At 67.3% G+C, this 14317-nt stretch carries 18 protein-coding genes; 6 read left to right on the top strand and 12 right to left on the bottom strand.

Annotation, left to right across the window (positions count from 1 at the left end; translation table 11 throughout):
• Nucleotides 1–113: 113 nt before the first annotated feature.
• Nucleotides 114–884, bottom strand: a complete 771-nt coding sequence (locus ABZV58_RS13590) for a glucose 1-dehydrogenase (protein ID WP_355000416.1) — start codon at nt 882–884, stop codon at nt 114–116.
• Nucleotides 885–1002: 118 nt separating this feature from the next.
• Nucleotides 1003–1620: a DUF2867 domain-containing protein gene (locus ABZV58_RS13585; RefSeq protein WP_355000415.1), complete on the bottom strand. Its 618-nt coding sequence runs from the start codon at nt 1618–1620 to the stop codon at nt 1003–1005.
• A 133-nt stretch (nt 1621–1753) separates the two neighbouring features.
• Here ABZV58_RS13585 and ABZV58_RS13580 point away from each other — a divergent pair, with 133 nt between their 5' ends.
• The gene (locus ABZV58_RS13580; protein ID WP_355000414.1) at nt 1754–2314 is read left to right on the top strand and encodes a TetR/AcrR family transcriptional regulator; all 561 of its coding nucleotides are present in this window, start codon (nt 1754–1756) and stop codon (nt 2312–2314) included.
• Between the two features lie 51 nt (nt 2315–2365).
• Here ABZV58_RS13580 and ABZV58_RS13575 read toward each other — a convergent pair whose 3' ends face one another.
• Entirely contained in the window at nt 2366–2938 is a 573-nt protein-coding gene (locus tag ABZV58_RS13575; protein WP_355000413.1) for a YdeI/OmpD-associated family protein, read from the bottom strand.
• A 138-nt stretch (nt 2939–3076) separates the two neighbouring features.
• Between ABZV58_RS13575 and ABZV58_RS13570 the strand changes: the two genes are divergently transcribed.
• Nucleotides 3077–3835, top strand: coding sequence for an NAD(P)H-binding protein (locus ABZV58_RS13570; protein ID WP_355000412.1), 759 nt, complete (start codon nt 3077–3079; stop codon nt 3833–3835).
• 59 nt (nt 3836–3894) lie between these two features.
• Here ABZV58_RS13570 and hsaB read toward each other — a convergent pair whose 3' ends face one another.
• From hsaB to hsaA, 4 genes are read right to left on the bottom strand one after another with little or no spacing between them, the layout of a single operon-like run.
• The gene (gene hsaB, locus ABZV58_RS13565; protein WP_355000411.1) at nt 3895–4482 is read right to left on the bottom strand and encodes a 3-hydroxy-9,10-secoandrosta-1,3,5(10)-triene-9,17-dione monooxygenase reductase subunit; all 588 of its coding nucleotides are present in this window, start codon (nt 4480–4482) and stop codon (nt 3895–3897) included.
• Nucleotides 4483–4505: 23 nt separating this feature from the next.
• Entirely contained in the window at nt 4506–5411 is a 906-nt protein-coding gene (gene hsaC / locus ABZV58_RS13560; protein ID WP_355000410.1) for an iron-dependent extradiol dioxygenase HsaC, read from the bottom strand.
• 2 nt (nt 5412–5413) lie between these two features.
• Complete coding sequence (gene hsaD, locus ABZV58_RS13555) at nt 5414–6295, bottom strand: 4,5:9,10-diseco-3-hydroxy-5,9,17-trioxoandrosta-1(10),2-diene-4-oate hydrolase (protein WP_355000409.1); 882 nt, start codon at nt 6293–6295, stop codon at nt 5414–5416.
• On the bottom strand, nt 6295–7458 hold the full coding sequence (gene hsaA / locus ABZV58_RS13550; protein WP_355000408.1) for a 3-hydroxy-9,10-secoandrosta-1,3,5(10)-triene-9,17-dione monooxygenase oxygenase subunit: 1164 nt from the start codon (nt 7456–7458) through the stop codon (nt 6295–6297). The genes hsaD and hsaA overlap by 1 nt, the downstream gene beginning before the upstream one ends.
• A gap of 263 nt (nt 7459–7721) precedes the next feature.
• Between hsaA and ABZV58_RS13545 the strand changes: the two genes are divergently transcribed.
• Together ABZV58_RS13545 and ABZV58_RS13540 are read left to right on the top strand one after the other, a co-directional pair.
• Nucleotides 7722–8918, top strand: a complete 1197-nt coding sequence (locus ABZV58_RS13545) for a Rieske 2Fe-2S domain-containing protein (protein WP_355000407.1) — start codon at nt 7722–7724, stop codon at nt 8916–8918.
• Nucleotides 8918–9250 carry a hypothetical protein gene (locus ABZV58_RS13540; RefSeq protein WP_355000406.1) on the top strand — a complete coding sequence of 111 codons (333 nt, stop codon included), beginning with the start codon at nt 8918–8920 and terminating at the stop codon, nt 9248–9250. The genes ABZV58_RS13545 and ABZV58_RS13540 overlap by 1 nt, the downstream gene beginning before the upstream one ends.
• Before the next feature lie 44 nt (nt 9251–9294).
• Here the strand turns inward: ABZV58_RS13540 and ABZV58_RS13535 are convergent, their stop codons facing one another.
• Both ABZV58_RS13535 and ABZV58_RS13530 read right to left on the bottom strand, forming a co-directional pair.
• Entirely contained in the window at nt 9295–9705 is a 411-nt protein-coding gene (locus ABZV58_RS13535; protein WP_355000405.1) for a cupin domain-containing protein, read from the bottom strand.
• 204 nt (nt 9706–9909) lie between these two features.
• A complete protein-coding gene (locus ABZV58_RS13530; RefSeq protein ID WP_355000404.1) occupies nt 9910–10953 on the bottom strand; it encodes a saccharopine dehydrogenase NADP-binding domain-containing protein in 1044 nt (347 codons plus the stop codon).
• Between the two features lie 96 nt (nt 10954–11049).
• Between ABZV58_RS13530 and ABZV58_RS13525 the strand changes: the two genes are divergently transcribed.
• Entirely contained in the window at nt 11050–11964 is a 915-nt protein-coding gene (locus ABZV58_RS13525; protein WP_355000403.1) for an AraC family transcriptional regulator, read from the top strand.
• A gap of 235 nt (nt 11965–12199) precedes the next feature.
• Entirely contained in the window at nt 12200–12754 is a 555-nt protein-coding gene (locus ABZV58_RS13520; protein WP_355000402.1) for a hypothetical protein, read from the top strand.
• Between the two features lie 24 nt (nt 12755–12778).
• On the opposite strand, the gene ABZV58_RS13515 is transcribed toward ABZV58_RS13520, so the two are convergent.
• The 3 genes from ABZV58_RS13515 to ABZV58_RS13505 all read right to left on the bottom strand — a co-directional run bounded on the left by ABZV58_RS13515 (nt 12779) and on the right by ABZV58_RS13505 (nt 14239).
• On the bottom strand, nt 12779–13207 hold the full coding sequence (locus ABZV58_RS13515; RefSeq protein WP_355000401.1) for a PIN domain nuclease: 429 nt from the start codon (nt 13205–13207) through the stop codon (nt 12779–12781).
• Nucleotides 13204–13419 (bottom strand): type II toxin-antitoxin system VapB family antitoxin, encoded by a 216-nt coding sequence (locus ABZV58_RS13510; protein ID WP_355000400.1) that lies wholly within the window; start codon nt 13417–13419, stop codon nt 13204–13206. Before ABZV58_RS13510 ends, ABZV58_RS13515 begins: the two co-directional genes overlap by 4 nt.
• Nucleotides 13420–13486: 67 nt before the next feature.
• Entirely contained in the window at nt 13487–14239 is a 753-nt protein-coding gene (locus ABZV58_RS13505; protein ID WP_355000399.1) for a DUF427 domain-containing protein, read from the bottom strand.
• Between the last annotated feature and the right edge of the window lie 78 nt (nt 14240–14317).

The raw sequence follows: 14317 nt of genomic DNA, 5'->3' as shown, positions 1-14317 counted from the left end.
ACCTCCTTCAATAAGTTGATACTTATATTAACCCACGCGCGAACCCCTGACCACTGATCCAGCTGGACTGCACGCCAACGCCCGGCCCGCACCGGGCGCTGACCCATCTGCTGCTACAGCATGCGGTCGGGGATGGCGGTGATGAGGCCGCCGTCGACGAGGAGGTCTTGGCCGTTGATGTAGGAGGCTTCGGGGGAGGCGAGGAAGGCTACGGCGTCGGCGATGTCCTCGGGGGTGCCGAGGCGGCCCGCGGCGACGGCGGCGATGGCGGCGGCTTTGGCTTCGGCGGAGACGTTCTCGCGGTAGGAGGGGGTTTCGATGTAGCCGGGGCTGACGGAGTTGACTCGGATACTCCTCGGGGCCAGTTCGGCGGCGAGGGTGCGGGTGAGGCTGTGCACGGCGGCTTTGGTGGCGGAGTAGAGGGAGGCGCCGGGGACGCCGCGGTGCAAAGCCCAGGAGGCGTTGACGACGATGGCCGCCTCGTCGGCGAGCAGGGGGAGGGTCTTCTGGATGGTGAAGAAGACGCCCTTGAAATTGATGTCGATGACGCGGTCGAACTCGGCTTCGGTGATGTCGGCGGTCGGCAGGAAGGCGGCGATGCCCGCATTGGCGAAGAGTACGTCGAGGCGACCGTGGCGCTCGCGGATCGTGTCCGCCAGCGCGTCGATGTCGCCGAGTTCCGCTACATCGCTGCGGATTCCGAGCAGCCGCTCGCCGCCGCCCAGTTCTTCGACGGCCGCGTCCAGTCGGCTCTTGTCGCGGCCGGTGACGATCACCCGCGCGCCCTCGTCGAGGAGGCGGCGTGCGGCCGCGAGTCCTATCCCGCTGGTGCCGCCCGTGACGAGGGCGATCTTGTCGTCGAAACGAGAGCTGTTGGCGCGCATGGCCAGAACCTCCGAAGTGCTGTTTGCCGGTACAAACCATCACGAACAGCAGACGGTGCGCCGCGATTCCGTCGGGGCCGCAGAGACCGCCGGTTCTCGGCCGACGTCGACGCGCGCGCTACGTGCCCTGCCGCTGCCAGCCGCGCTCGAAGATGCGCATCAACGCGGGGTACACGAGCACGTACCGAAACGGTTTGATCGCCGCCATGTACATCTTGCCGAACAACCCGTTCGGCTTGACGAGCACAGCCATCTGCCCTCGGTAACCCCCGGATCCGTCGGGCACCCAGCCGATGTGCATCACCCCGTGCATGGTGCGGTTGGCCATCTCCGCCGCCCATTCGGTGTCCGTGAGGTAGACCGACGTGAACGGATGATTCTCGGTATCGGGGCCGCGTGGTCCCGCGCGCAGATCGTCGGGCAACCGCTCGCGCAACGAGGTGACTCGGGTGCCTACTTTCGTGTCCGCGTCGTCCCAGCCGAGCAGCGCGCCGAGTTTCCAGCGAATATCGAACAGGACACGGAAGATCAGGGGTTGTGGTGTGTCGTCGTCCTTCGCGATGAACCGCACCAAGCGGGGCAGATCGTCGGGACCGCCGGGCGTCGGCAGCGCCCAGACATCCTCTAGCACGAAATCGTGGGCGATCTCGTGGATTCGCCACGGACGTTCGGTGTGCTCGGTGTCGGGGAGTCTCGTCTCGGCTCGTGTGCTCGGCACCGGGAACGGAGTCGTCACGTCGGCCTCCTCTGTCGTCCAATGGAACATGAACATCCTTATGCAGCAACAGCTTTCAAATATACGTCGCCGTATAACATCGATCGTAGACCGCTCCACCCCCGCTGTCGACACCCTCGGCGATACTGGTGGCATGGTCGCCGTCACACGCACACCCCGCAGCCGGTGGGTCGAGCAGGGACTTGTCGCCTTGGCCGCGGGCGGCCCCGACGCCGTGCGCGTCGAGAGCATCGCCGCGGCGCTCGGCGTCACCAAGGGCGGGTTCTACGGGCACTTCGCCGACCGCAACGCCCTGCTGGAGGAAATGCTCGACACCTGGGAGCAGGAGAGCACCCGCGCGGTGGTCGAGCGGGTCGAGCAGGAGGGCGGCGACGCGCGCACCAAGATCCAGCGCGCCGGTCTGCTCACCTTTTCCGACGATCGCCTCCGGCCGATCGACCTGGCCGTACGCGACTGGGCGCGCCGCGACGAGGCGGTCGCCGAGCGACTGCGCCGGGTGGACAACGAGCGCATGGCGTATCTGCGCGAACTGTTCGGCACCTACTGCACCGACCCCGACGAGATCGAGGCCCGCAGCATGCTGGCCTTCAGCCTCGCGGTCGGCAAACATCTGCTCGCCGCCGACCACGGCCATCGCACCCGTCGCGAGGTGGTCGCCCTGGCGTCGGCGTTCCTGCTCGAACCCAGGCGATGAGGGCTGAGTATTGGGCGTAGCCGCGTGTAGCAATGGAGCTACGTTGGTGGATCAGCTTGCGCTGCGATCGAGTTCTTCGACGATCTGCCGCAGTCGCGCGGCGCGTTCGCTCTCGCCACGAGTCTTCATCAACCGCAGGAACAGCGCGTACTGCCCGGTGCGGTCGAGTTGATCGAATCGCCCGCGCGCCCGCAGGTTCCCTTCCAGCGCCGCCCTCAAATCGTCCGGGATGGTCGCGGTGCGCTGCCGTTCGTAGGCCGCGTCCCAGCGCCCGTCCGCTCGCGCCGCGCGAACGGCGGCCAAGCCGGGTTCGCGCATCCGCCCCGCGGCGGTCAACGCCTCCACCTTGTCGACATTGACCTGCGACCACGGGCTTTTCGGGCGGCGCGGCGAGTAGCGCTGTAGGTAGTGGTCGTCGTCGAGGGCCCGGCGGTGGCTGTCGATCCAGCCGTAGCACAGTGCGCCGTCGAGCGCCTCGGCGATGCTGAGCGTCGCGCTCGTCGCGTTCTTCTTGGCGATCTTCAACCAGACGCCGGTCGACCGGTCGTGGTTGGCCGCGAGCCACGCCTCCCAGTGCGCGGAGTCCGCGAAGGTGTGGACATCGGTGCCGTCGAGCTGGTTCATGGTGGTCTCCGAGGTGCTGGGATGGTCTCTCCCTCTGATTCTCCGCAGATAAGTGCTCACCAATTGAGCAGTTTTGTCATCCGACTCGCGGGCACGCCGCACTTGTGGTGCGGGACGACGGAGGAGTACTAGTTACTCATGGGTAACATTCTTGTCGCCGGAGGAACCGGAGCGCTGGGCAGGCACATCGTCGCGCTGCTTCGCCGGGAGGGGCATGCGGTGCGAGTCCTCTCGCGCCGACCGGGCGCGGGCACGCACGTGGGCGATCTGCGGACGGGCGAAGGCGTCGCGGAAGCGGTGGAAGGCGTGGACGCCGTCGTGCACGCGGCCTCGGACTTCCGTAAGTTCGGCGGGCCCGACATCGAGCAGACCCGCAATCTGCTCGCCGCCGCGACGGGTGTCGATCACCTGCTGTACGTCTCGATCGTCGGCATCGACCGCATCCCGTTCCGTTACTACCGCAACAAGCTCGCCTGCGAACAACTCGTCACTGAAAGCGGTGTGCCGCATACGATTCTGCGCGCGACGCAATTCCACGAGCTGATCGCGTCGATCCTATACGGCGTGGAACGGCTGCCGATCGCGCCGCTGCCCACCGACTTTCGGTTCCAGCCGGTCGCCGCGACGGACGTGGCGGCACGCGCCGCCGAACTGATCCAGGGCCCGCCCCTCGGCCGCGCGCCGGATTTCGGCGGTCCCGAAGTGCTGAGCCTGGGCGAACTCGCCGAAACATGGCGCACGATCAGATCGCGACCGCGCCGGGTCGTCCGCGTGCCCGCGCCGGGCGAGGTGGCGCGAGCGTTCCGCGAAGGTCGGAACACCTGCCCCGACCACACCGACGGCACGCAGAAGTGGGCGCAGTTCGTCAGCGCCGACCAGGGGAACGCTTACTTCTGACGCTGCGGAAGCGGTGCGTCTCCAGCCCGCGCCCGGAGCGAAGGCGGAGGTACGGTCTCCTACAACCAGGTGTCCAGCGTCGTCGTGGTCAGGAAGTGGTCGAGATCGGCCCGCCACGGCGCGGGCACCGTCTTCTCCGGCTCGATGGCGGTGTACTGACCGCGATAGAACAGCAGGGGCCTGCCGGAGTCCGTGGACTCCGACAGGACCTGCACGCGGCCGATCACGATGTAGTGATCGCCGCCGTCGACGACGCTGTCCACCGTGCACTGGATCGTGGCCAGCGCGTCGTCCAATACCGGGAGATCCAGATCCGAAGTGTGCCAATCGGTTCCGGCGAACTTGTCGGGTTCGCGGGAACCGAATCGGGCACACAGCTGCTGTTGATCCTCGGCGAGGATGTTGACGCAGAAGCGTCCGGTCTTCTCGATCGCCGCCCAGGAGCGTGACGCCTTGGTGGGGCAGAACAGCACAAGCGGCGGTTCGAGGGACAGGGCGGCGAACGATTGACAGGCGAAGCCGATCGGCGCCGCGTCGTCACCGAAGGCGGTGATGACGGTGATACCGGTACAGAACTGCCCCAACACGTTTCGGAATTGGCGCGGATCGATCACCGGTTGTCCGTCGGTGGTCGGTTTCGTCTCCATCACAGGCTCGCTCACCCCGTCGGTCATTGCTGGCGCTGGCCCACCGTGAAGTCGTGGCCCCACAGGCTCACGGCGGTGGACTCCCTGGCGATCCAGTCGTGGTCGTCGACTTCCAGTCCCTCGCAGCCGAATTCGACGTCGAAGCCGCCGGGCGTCTTCATGTAGAAGGACAGCATCTTGTCGTTGACGTGCCTGCCGAGGGTGGCCGACATCTTGACCTTCTTGCGCAGCGCGCGATCGAGGGCCAGTCCGACGTCGTCGGCGTTCTCCACCTCGAGCATGAGGTGGACGATGCCGCTCGGGGTCGGCATCGGCAGGAAGGCCAGCGAGTGGTGGCGCGGATTGCAGCCGAAGAACCGCAGCCAGGCCGGTTCGCCGTCGGCGGGACGGCCGACCATCTGCGGTGGCAGCCGCATCGAGTCGCGCAGGCGGAAGCCGAGCACGTCGCGGTAGAACTCCAGCGCGGCCTTGTCGTCGGAGGTGCTGAGCACCACGTGGCCGAGACCCTGCTCCTCGGTGACGAACCGGTGCCCGTACGGGCTGACGACCCGCCGGTGCTCCAACGCGACGCCGTGGAACGCCTCGAGCACGTTGCCGGACGGGTCCTCGAAACTGATCAGCTCGTAGACGCGCCGGTCGGCCTTCTCCGCCGCGGTGCCCTCCTTGTAGGGCACGCCAGCGGCCTCCAACCGATTCCGGATGTCTTGCAGCTCTTCGGCATTGGCCGTCTCCCAGCCGGAGACCTGCAGCCGGTCCTTCTCGCCGGGGACGATGACCAGCCGGGCCGGGAATTCGTCCATTCGCAGGTAGAGCGCGTCCGGGACGCTGCCCTTGCCCTCCACCATGCCGAGCACCTTGAGGCCGTATTCGCGCCAGGCCGCCATGTCGGTGGCCTCGATGCGCAGATAGCCGAGCGATCGAATGCCCATGTCTACTTCTCCTTGCCGGATCCGGACAGGAAGTCCGTTGCCAGCCGGTTGAATTCGTGGAACTTCTCCAGTTGCGCCCAGTGGCCGCAGCCGCCGAACACGTGCAACTGCACCCGCGGGATCATCTTGGTCGCGATGATGGCGCCGTCGAGCGGGTTGACCCGATCCTCGCGGCCCCAGATCAGCAGCACCGGTTGGCGCAGCTTGTAGGCGTCGCGCCAGAGCATGCCGAGCTCGAAATCGGGTCCGGAGAACGACTTGCCCATGGCGCGGGTCGCGGCCAGCGCCTCGGGAGTCTTGGCCGATTCGAAGCGCTCGTCGATCAGTTCCTCGGTGATCAGCTTCTGGTCGAAGACCATGATCCGCAGGAACGCTTCGAGATTCGCCCTCGTCGGCTCGAAGTTGAAGCGGGAGAGCAGCTTCACGCCCTCGGTCGGGTCCGGCGCGAAGGCGTTGAGGCTGAGTCCGCCGGGGCCCATCAGCACCAGCTTGCCCGCGCGCTCGGGGTAGTCCAGCGCGAACCGGACCGCCGCGCCGCCGCCGAGCGAATTGCCGAGGATGTGCACCCGGTCGGTGATCTCCAGGTGGTCGAGCAGATCCTTCAGCGCCGACGCGGAGTGCGCGAAGTACTGCGGATGCTCGACCGGCTTGTCCGACTTGCCGAAACCCGGCTGATCCACCGCGAGCACATGGAAATTCTGCGCCAGCACCGGGATGTTGCGTGCGAAATTCGACCAGGACGACGCACCGGGGCCGCCGCCGTGCAGCAGCACGATCGTCGGACCGTTGCCGGTGCCCGCCTCGTGGTAGTGCAGCCGCAGATCCGGCCGCACCTGCGCGTAGCGCGAGGTCGATTCGTAGGTGAGCTCCACCGTCGAGGTCATCACACCATCCCGTCGGTCACCGGAAGGCCGAACTCGTGGGTGCCGTACATGACGTACGCGCGCTCGGGATCGTTGGCCGCGTGCACCCGGCCCGCGTGCGCGTCGCGCCAGAAGCGCTGCAGCGGAGTGCCATTGGCCAGCGCCGTGGCGCCCGAGGCCTCGAAGAGCTTGTCGATCGAGGCGATCGCCCGCCCGGTCGCGCGCACCTGGTCGCGGCGGGCCCGGACCCGCAGGTCGAACGGAATCTCCTTGCCCGCCACCAGCAGTGCGTATTCGTCGGCGACGTTGCCGGAGAGCTGGCGCCACGCCGCGTCGATATCGCTGGACGCCTCGGCGACGCGGACCTTGGTGAACGGGTCGTCCTTGGCCTTCTCGCCGGCGAAGGCCGCGCGCACCCGCTTGCCCTGGTGCTCGACGTGCGCGGCGTAGGCGCCGTAGGCCATGCCGACGATCGGCGCGGAGATCGTGGTGGGATGGATGGTGCCCCACGGCATCTTGTAGACCGGGTCCGGGTTCTGCGCCAGGCCGGGCGATTTCAGCTCGCTCATGGCGCGGAAGCTCAGGAACCGGTGCTTGGGCACGAAAACGTCCTCCACCACAACGGTGTTGGAGCCGGTGCCGCGCAGGCCGACCACGTTCCACACGTCGTCGATGCGGTAGTCGGTGCGCGGGATGAGGAAGCTGCCGAAGTCGACCGGCTTGCCGTCCTTGATGACCGGACCACCGAGCACCGCCCAGGTGGCGTGGTCGGAGCCGGAGGACCAGGCCCACGCGCCCTTGACGATGTAGCCGCCGTCCACCACGGTGCCCGCGCCCATCGGGGCGTAGGACGAGGAGATCCGCACCTCGGTGTCCTCGCCCCATACGTCCTCTTGCGCCTGCTGGTCGAACAGCGCGAGGTGCCAGTTGTGCACGCCGACGATGCCCGCCACCCAACCGGTGGAACCGCACGCGCTGGCCAGCTTGCGGACGGTGTCGTAGAAGACGACCGGGTCGGCGGCGTGTCCGCCCCACTGCTTGGGCTGCAGCAGTCGGAAGAAGCCGGTCTCTTGGAGCGCCTTGATCGATTCGTCGGGGATGCGCCGCAGGTCCTCGGCCTCCTGCGCGCGCTCACGCAGTGTCGGCAACAGCGCTTCGACCCGCTCGGTCACTTCTTGCGTCATCTCGGGACCTGCTCCTGCCTGGTCGGATTGGTAACCGGTACTCATTTGCCTCTGAGACTAGAACAGGTTCTTATTTCTGTCGAGAACCGGCGTTCATCGCAGGTCGTGAATGCACATGCGCAGGAAGTGAGCCGAATCGCTGGCATGAAGCGGGACATTTTTGTAACGTGTTCTAGTACAGAAGGAGGAGAATCGCGATGGCAGTTACCCCCAAGGGGAGCGGTGCAAGGGCCTCGGGGTCGGCAGCCGGCGGAGCCGGCGGGGTGGGTAAGCACAGGGAGCTGGATGTCGGCTCGGCGCCTACCCGCTATGCGCGGGGATGGCATTGCCTCGGCCTGGCCAAGACGTTCCGGGACGGTAAGCCGCACGCGGTGAACGTGTTCGGTACCAAGCTGGTGGTCTGGGTCGACAGCGCGGGCGAACTGCGGGTGCTCGACGCCTACTGCAGGCACATGGGCGGCGACCTGAGCATGGGCGAGGTCAAGGGCGACGACATCGCCTGCCCGTTCCACGACTGGCGCTGGTCCGGTGTCAACGGCAAGTGCAGCTCCATCCCTTACGCGCGGCGCGTGCCGCCGCTGGCGCGCACCAGGAAGTGGACGACGCTGGAGCGCAACGGTCAGCTGTTCGTCTGGCACGACCACGAGGGCAACGAGCCGCCGCCGGAGATCACCATCCCGCACATCGAGGGGCCGTACACCGACGCGGACGGCAACCCGACCGACCAGCTCGACAGCGGCTGGACGGACTGGACGTGGAACTCGATGCTCATCGAGGGCGCGAACTGCCGCGAGATCATCGACAACGTGGTCGACATGGCCCACTTCTTCTACATCCACTTCGCCTTCCCGACGTACTTCAAGAACGTCTTCGAGGGACACATCGCCACCCAGTTCCTGGAGACCAAGGGCAGGCCCGACATCGGTATGGCCTCCAAGTACGGCGGCGACACGTTGCTGAAGTCCGAGGCCTCGTACTTCGGCCCCTCGTACATGATCAACCCGCTGATCAACATCTACAGCGGTTACGAGGTCAAGAGCGTCCTGATCAACTGCCACTACCCGGTCACGCAGGACTCGTTCATGCTGCAGTGGGGCATCACGCTGGAGAAGCCGAAGGGCGTCGACGGCGAGATGGCCGACAAGCTGGCCGAGAAGATGACCGAGGGCATCAGCGTCGGCTTCCTGCAGGATGTCGAGATCTGGAAGCACAAGTCCAAGGTCGAGAACCCGCTGCTGTGCGAGGAGGACGGCCCGGTGTACCAGCTGCGCCGCTGGTACGACCAGTTCTACGTGGACGCCGCCGACGTCACCGAGAAGATGACCCAGCGCTTCGAGTTCGAGGTGGACACCACCAAGGCGAACGAGGCGTGGGAAGCCGAGGTCGCGGAGAACCTGCGTCGCAAGCGCGAAGCCGAAGAGGCCGAGCAGGCGACGAAGGAAGCAGAGGCCGGGGTCTGATGGCCGCCACCTGGGCCAAGGCGCCGGACTTCGCCGATCAGCCCGCGCGGCGGGCGGCGGTGCAGGCCCAGACCGTGGTCGACAAACAGCGCTACCTGGAGGAGGGCCTGACGCCGTTGCGGTGTCAGGCCTGCCGGAGCGAGGTGCTGGTGCGCAAATCCAGCTCGCACCAGACCTCCGTGCAGTGGACGGAGCCGCCCGAAACGCACTGCCCGGTCTTCGCCGAGCTCGCCGCGTCGGGCGGCCGCCCGGGTCGTCCCGAGAGCTGCCCGCAGTTGGAGAAGACCATCAAGTGGGCGGTCGACGAGGGTGTGATCGAGGTTCCGAAGTAGGCCTACCTTTGCGTTCGCCCCGGCCGTGCGCGGCGGGCGACGGCTCAGTCGAGCCGGAAGTCGTCGAAATCGAAGCCCGGAGCGACGATGCAGCTCACCAGCACGTACTCGTCGCCGAGCGGCCGCGCGGCCTGGCTGACACCGCCGGGAACCACGGCGTGCAACAGCTGACCGCGCTCGACATCGGGACCGAGGACGATTTCCTCGCCGCCGATGTCGAGCGCGAGCGGTCCGCCGCGGTGCCAGAGCCACAGCTCGTCGGAGCGCACCGTGTGCGGGGCCGAGCGCTCACCCGGCATCAGCAGGAAATGGATCGCCGTCGCCGCGGCGCGCGATCCCGGATAGCCGTCGGGCGTGAATTCCACCGGGCTGCGCCATGTTTGGCGATACCAGCCGCCCTCGGGGTGCGGCGTCAAGTCGAGTGCGATGGCCAGCGCGGGCCGGTCGTCGGTCATCTCTCGACTCTATGCCTCGTCGCCGTGCTCGACCGGCTCGGCGCGGAGGAGGAGGTCGCGCGCGGTCCTCACCCGATGCCGGGCTCGGCTGGCTAGTTCCGCTCGGGGCCGGCCTGGTGGCGGAGGACTCGCAGCGCGCTGACTTCGTCCAGCTTGTTCCACTCGGGGCGACCCAGTGGCGGCGAAACTCGCCACTCGCTGAGCTCAGGACTCCTCGATGCGCCACGTGATACCGAAACGGGCGAGGGCGTCGAGGAATTCGGCGGGCTCGAACGCTTCGGCCGGTGCCAGCGCGCCCGGCTTGGCGGACCCGGCGGCCAATCGGGTCGCGATCTCGACGGCCAGCAGGGCGGAATCACGGTAGGAGTCCACACCGTCGACCACGCCGCGCACCACCTGGCCGTCGCTGTGCGCGTCCACGATCACCTGGTAGCGCAGGTCCGAACTCGGCTCGTCGGGAATCTGCTCGATGAGCTCCTCGGTGAAAGAGCCCAGCGTGCTGAGGATCTCGGCGGCGAGGACGCCCTCCACCGACGCGACCTCGGTGTGCCGCGGGACGGTGAGCACCGGCGGCTGCGGGAACTTCCCGACGGCGGTGGGCGCGGAGTCTCCCGGGAAGGTCACCTCCGGATGCCGCGCGGGACCGGTGCGCAGCTCGCCGTCCGCGAAATGCCAACCGCCGCTGCTGAACCAGTCGAGGCTGGCGAACACCGTCTTGGCGCTGCCCTTCGAGCCGTTGCCCCCGCTCTTGCTCAGGTGGCTGATGACGATCTCCGCCGGGCCGTTCACCCGGCGCGCGACGAGATTGGCGAGCAGGTCGCCCGCGATATTGTTGTCCGTGATACCGGAAACGACTGTGACACCCGCTGTTTCGGCCTCGGTGGCGTAATCGTCGAAGACCTTCTTCAGGAACAGCTGTTCGCCGGAGATGTCGGTGTAGTGCGCGCCCGCGGCGATGGCGGCGGCCAGGACCGGTTCGCCGTTGCGCACGTAGGCGGAGAGGCTGCTGATCACCGCGTCGGCGCCGGTGAACGCGGCGACAAGGGCGGCGTGGTCGGTGAGGTCGGCGACACGGATCTCGGCGTTCGTCAGGTCCGCGGCTTCGGCGGCGGCACGCATGCGATCGGCGTTGCGGCCCACCAGGATCGGGGTGAGGCCGCGGCGGTGGAGTTCGGCGAGCAGGTGGCCGCCGGTGTGGCCGGTGGCACCGTAGACGGCGATGGTGGGGGAGGTCGTCCGCTGTGTCATGCAAATGACCTTATGGGCACGATGCGAGCAAATGAATGGCTTACAAGCTCACATTCATGTCTGAAACGCTCAACGACTGAGCGTATTGTTGCTGCCGTGGACATCCTCAGCGAGACCATAGCGGCCATTCGCACCGGCTATCCGGCGTCCGGCTTGTTCATCAGGCACGCGCCGTGGGGTCGCCGCTATCCGGTGGTGCCCGGCGCGGGGTTCCATGTCGTGCTGCGCGGATCCTGCTGGGCGGTCCCGCCCGGCGGTGAACCGATCGCGCTCGGTGTCGGCGACGTGCTGTTCATGCCGCGCGGCGCCGATCACGATCTGGTCGACGATCTCGAGAGCCCGGTCACCGAAACCGCTCGGCCTGGCGAGCCGCGCGAGATCCCCGGGCCGGGGTTGCGGGCCGAACTACTCTGCGGCGCATACGAACTCGGTAGAGCCCGGTCGCACCCGCTGCTCGACGAACTGCCCGAGTTCATCCACCTGCCCGCCCGCCCCGGCCGTCATCCCGCGCTGCGCGGTGCGGTGGATCTGCTCGCCGCCGAGATCGCCGAACCGCGCCAGGGCAGCGATGCCGCGGTGCCCGCACTGCTGGAGACCATGCTGCTGTTCATCCTGCGCGCTTGGTTCGACGAACAGGCCGACGCCCACCCCACCGGTTGGGCGGCCGCCTTCGCCGACCCCGCCGTCGCCGCCGCCCTGCGCGCCGTCCATGAAGACCCGGCCCGCGCCTGGACCGTCCCCGACCTCAGCGACATCGCCGGTGTCTCCCGCGCCACCCTGGCCCGCCGCTTCACCGCCACCGTCGGCGAACCCCCACTCTCCTACGTCACCCGCTGGCGCCTCCTCACCGCCGCCCGCCTCCTCCGCGACACCGACGCCCCCTTGCACACCATCGCCCGAAAAGTCGGCTACACCTCCGAATTCGCCTTCGCCAAGGCCTTCAAACGCGCCTACGGCGAGGCCCCAGGCCACTACCGCCGCACCCCCACCCAAACCCCGATCGCCGTGTGACGCCCAGCCGCGCGCTGCCGAGGCGCTGCGGCCGGTCCGACCTCGCCGACTGGGTCGGGTGTCCGGTGAAGTTCCGGTGCGGGCGGCGGAAAGAGGCAGTCTCGTCTTGGAAGGTGAACGTAGGGGAATCTGGAAGTTTCGTCTAGAAACCGACGTTCGGCGGGGGAGCCATCCGGCATCATGAATATCAGCGGTGCGCATGAGCTATCGCCGTTCGCTCGGGAGGGGAGGTCCCGTGAGCACGACCGCTGACGAGTCGGCGCGGCGGGTATTGGACGCGGCCTTGGCGGAGTTCGTCGCGTTGCGCAACGAGCTGGACGAGATCGGCCGTGGGCAGCGGACCGTCATGAATCTGAACATCTCGGTCACCACAGCGATCGCCGCTTTCGTGCTGTCGCAGCGGGTGGCGCCCCAACTGCTCCTCGTAATCCCCTACGTCTCGGTGGCTCTCGGCCTGCTCTATCAGACCTACACGATCCACGCCCAGCACATGGGTGAGTACATCAACGGCCGCCTGCGCCCGGTGATCACCGAAAAATGCGAAGACGCCCGCGTTTTCGGCTGGGAGAACTACATCCGGACGACCGTCTACCAGACCGGATGGAGCCAAGCGCCGATGCGCATGGCCTTCGCATTGATCATCCCCATCGTGCCGTTGGTAGGCCTCATCTGGGCGATTCCATCCATGAATTTCGCCTGGCACTGGTTGGCCTGGTCGGGCGGCGCCCTCCTGTACCTCGGGCAACTGGTCAGCTGGGTTTTGCTGTCGCGCAAGTTCTTGTGGGTTTAGACCCCAAAAGCGAGGCGCCGCCGACTAATCCAAGTCGTTGTCGCCTTTGCCGAGCCAGCGGTGGGGCTGGCCGGTGATGGCGACGATCTGGTCGAAGTCGTGGTCGCGGTGGAGGAGGCTGAGGCCGCGGAGTTCGGCGGTGGCGGCGAGGACGAGGTCGACCGGGCCCGCGCTGCGGTGCTTGCCGCGTTTCGTCAGTTCGCCCTGGACTTCCCAGGCTCGGGCGTAGGCGCGGTCGTCGATCGGTTCCCAGCCGAATAGCACGCGCATGTCGTCGATAGTGCGTTCGCGGTCGGCGGCGGAGCGGGCGGTGTAGAAGAACTCGAGTTCCACGATCGGGCAGATCGCGACCAGTCCCGCGGCGACCGCGCGTTGCCAAGCAAAGGAATCCGGATCCTGGCGCATGATCGGAACCAGCGCGCTGGTGTCGATCAGGAACCGCGCCGCACTCACCGCCGGTAGTCCCGCTTGTTCTCGAGGATGTCCAGGTCGAAAGCGCCCTCGGCGACGGCATCCTGCAAACGGGTGAGCGCCAGCGCCCGGCGGCGGGTCTCCAGGACTTCCCGCAGCGCCGCGTTGACGGTGTCCTTCTTGGTGCCGGTGCCGAGTTCCTTGGCGACATCGGCGACGAGTTCGTCATCGAGGTCGATCACCGTCCGAGCCATGGCGCACCTCCTGATATCTCCGCGTATATCGAAGATATCAGCGCGTATATCCGGCGTCGAGGGGTTTTCAGCTGAAGGGAGAGCGGGGGCGTTCCTCGAGCACGCCGTCGATCCAGACGTCGACCTTCTCGTTGTAGAAGCACGCCATGCCCGCGATCTTCTGGCTCTCGGGTAGCGGGGTGCGGTAGACCCAGGCGATGTCGGGGTATTCCTTGTCGCCGATGCGGACGGTCCAGTAGTCGGCGGTGCCCTTGTAGGGGCAGCGGGAGTGGGTGTCGGAGGGATGTAGGAGGTCGAGGCGCACGTCGGTGAGGGGGAGGTAATAGCGTGCGGGAAGGCCGGTTTCGAAGAGGATGCGCGGGCTGTGGGAGTCCGCGACGGCGACGCCGCCGATCTCGATCCGGATGTGCCGGGAGCTGCCGAGGATGTCGACGCGTGAATACGGATCGCGCGGATGGACGTAGACCGGCTCGTCCTCCTCGAACCAGTCGCCCATGGCGTCCCAGTCCAGCCGGACCAGCTCGTTCAGTTCCGGCAGCGGGGAATCGTGGTAGCGCAGCGCGCCTCCCGGCGCGGTGACGCCGTCGACGATCACGTCGTACACCGTGGCCTCGCCACGGCTGGGGGAATGGGTGGTCTCGCCGTTCGGCTCGATTTTGGCGCGCAGATCGGCGACGGGGATGTAGTAGGTCGGGTAGTAGGGGATCTCCCATACCAGCACCGGGCGGTCCGTATCGGCCACCAGGTGCCCGCCGAGATAAACCCGGACTCGCTTCTGGCTGGTCGCGACCTTGACGCGGCCTCGCTGCTCTTCGGTCATATTCTCGACGGTACGCCGAACGGGTGACAGGTTCCGGACCCCGAAACGGGCCCCGCCGCGACAGCGGGGCCCGCGAAA

It is taken from the genome of Nocardia sp. NPDC004654 (genome assembly GCF_040609595.1).
GTDB lineage: Bacteria > Actinomycetota > Actinomycetes > Mycobacteriales > Mycobacteriaceae > Nocardia.
The sequence above is the reverse complement of the archived record's forward strand: the minus strand, read 5'-3'. Positions and strand labels throughout refer to the sequence as shown.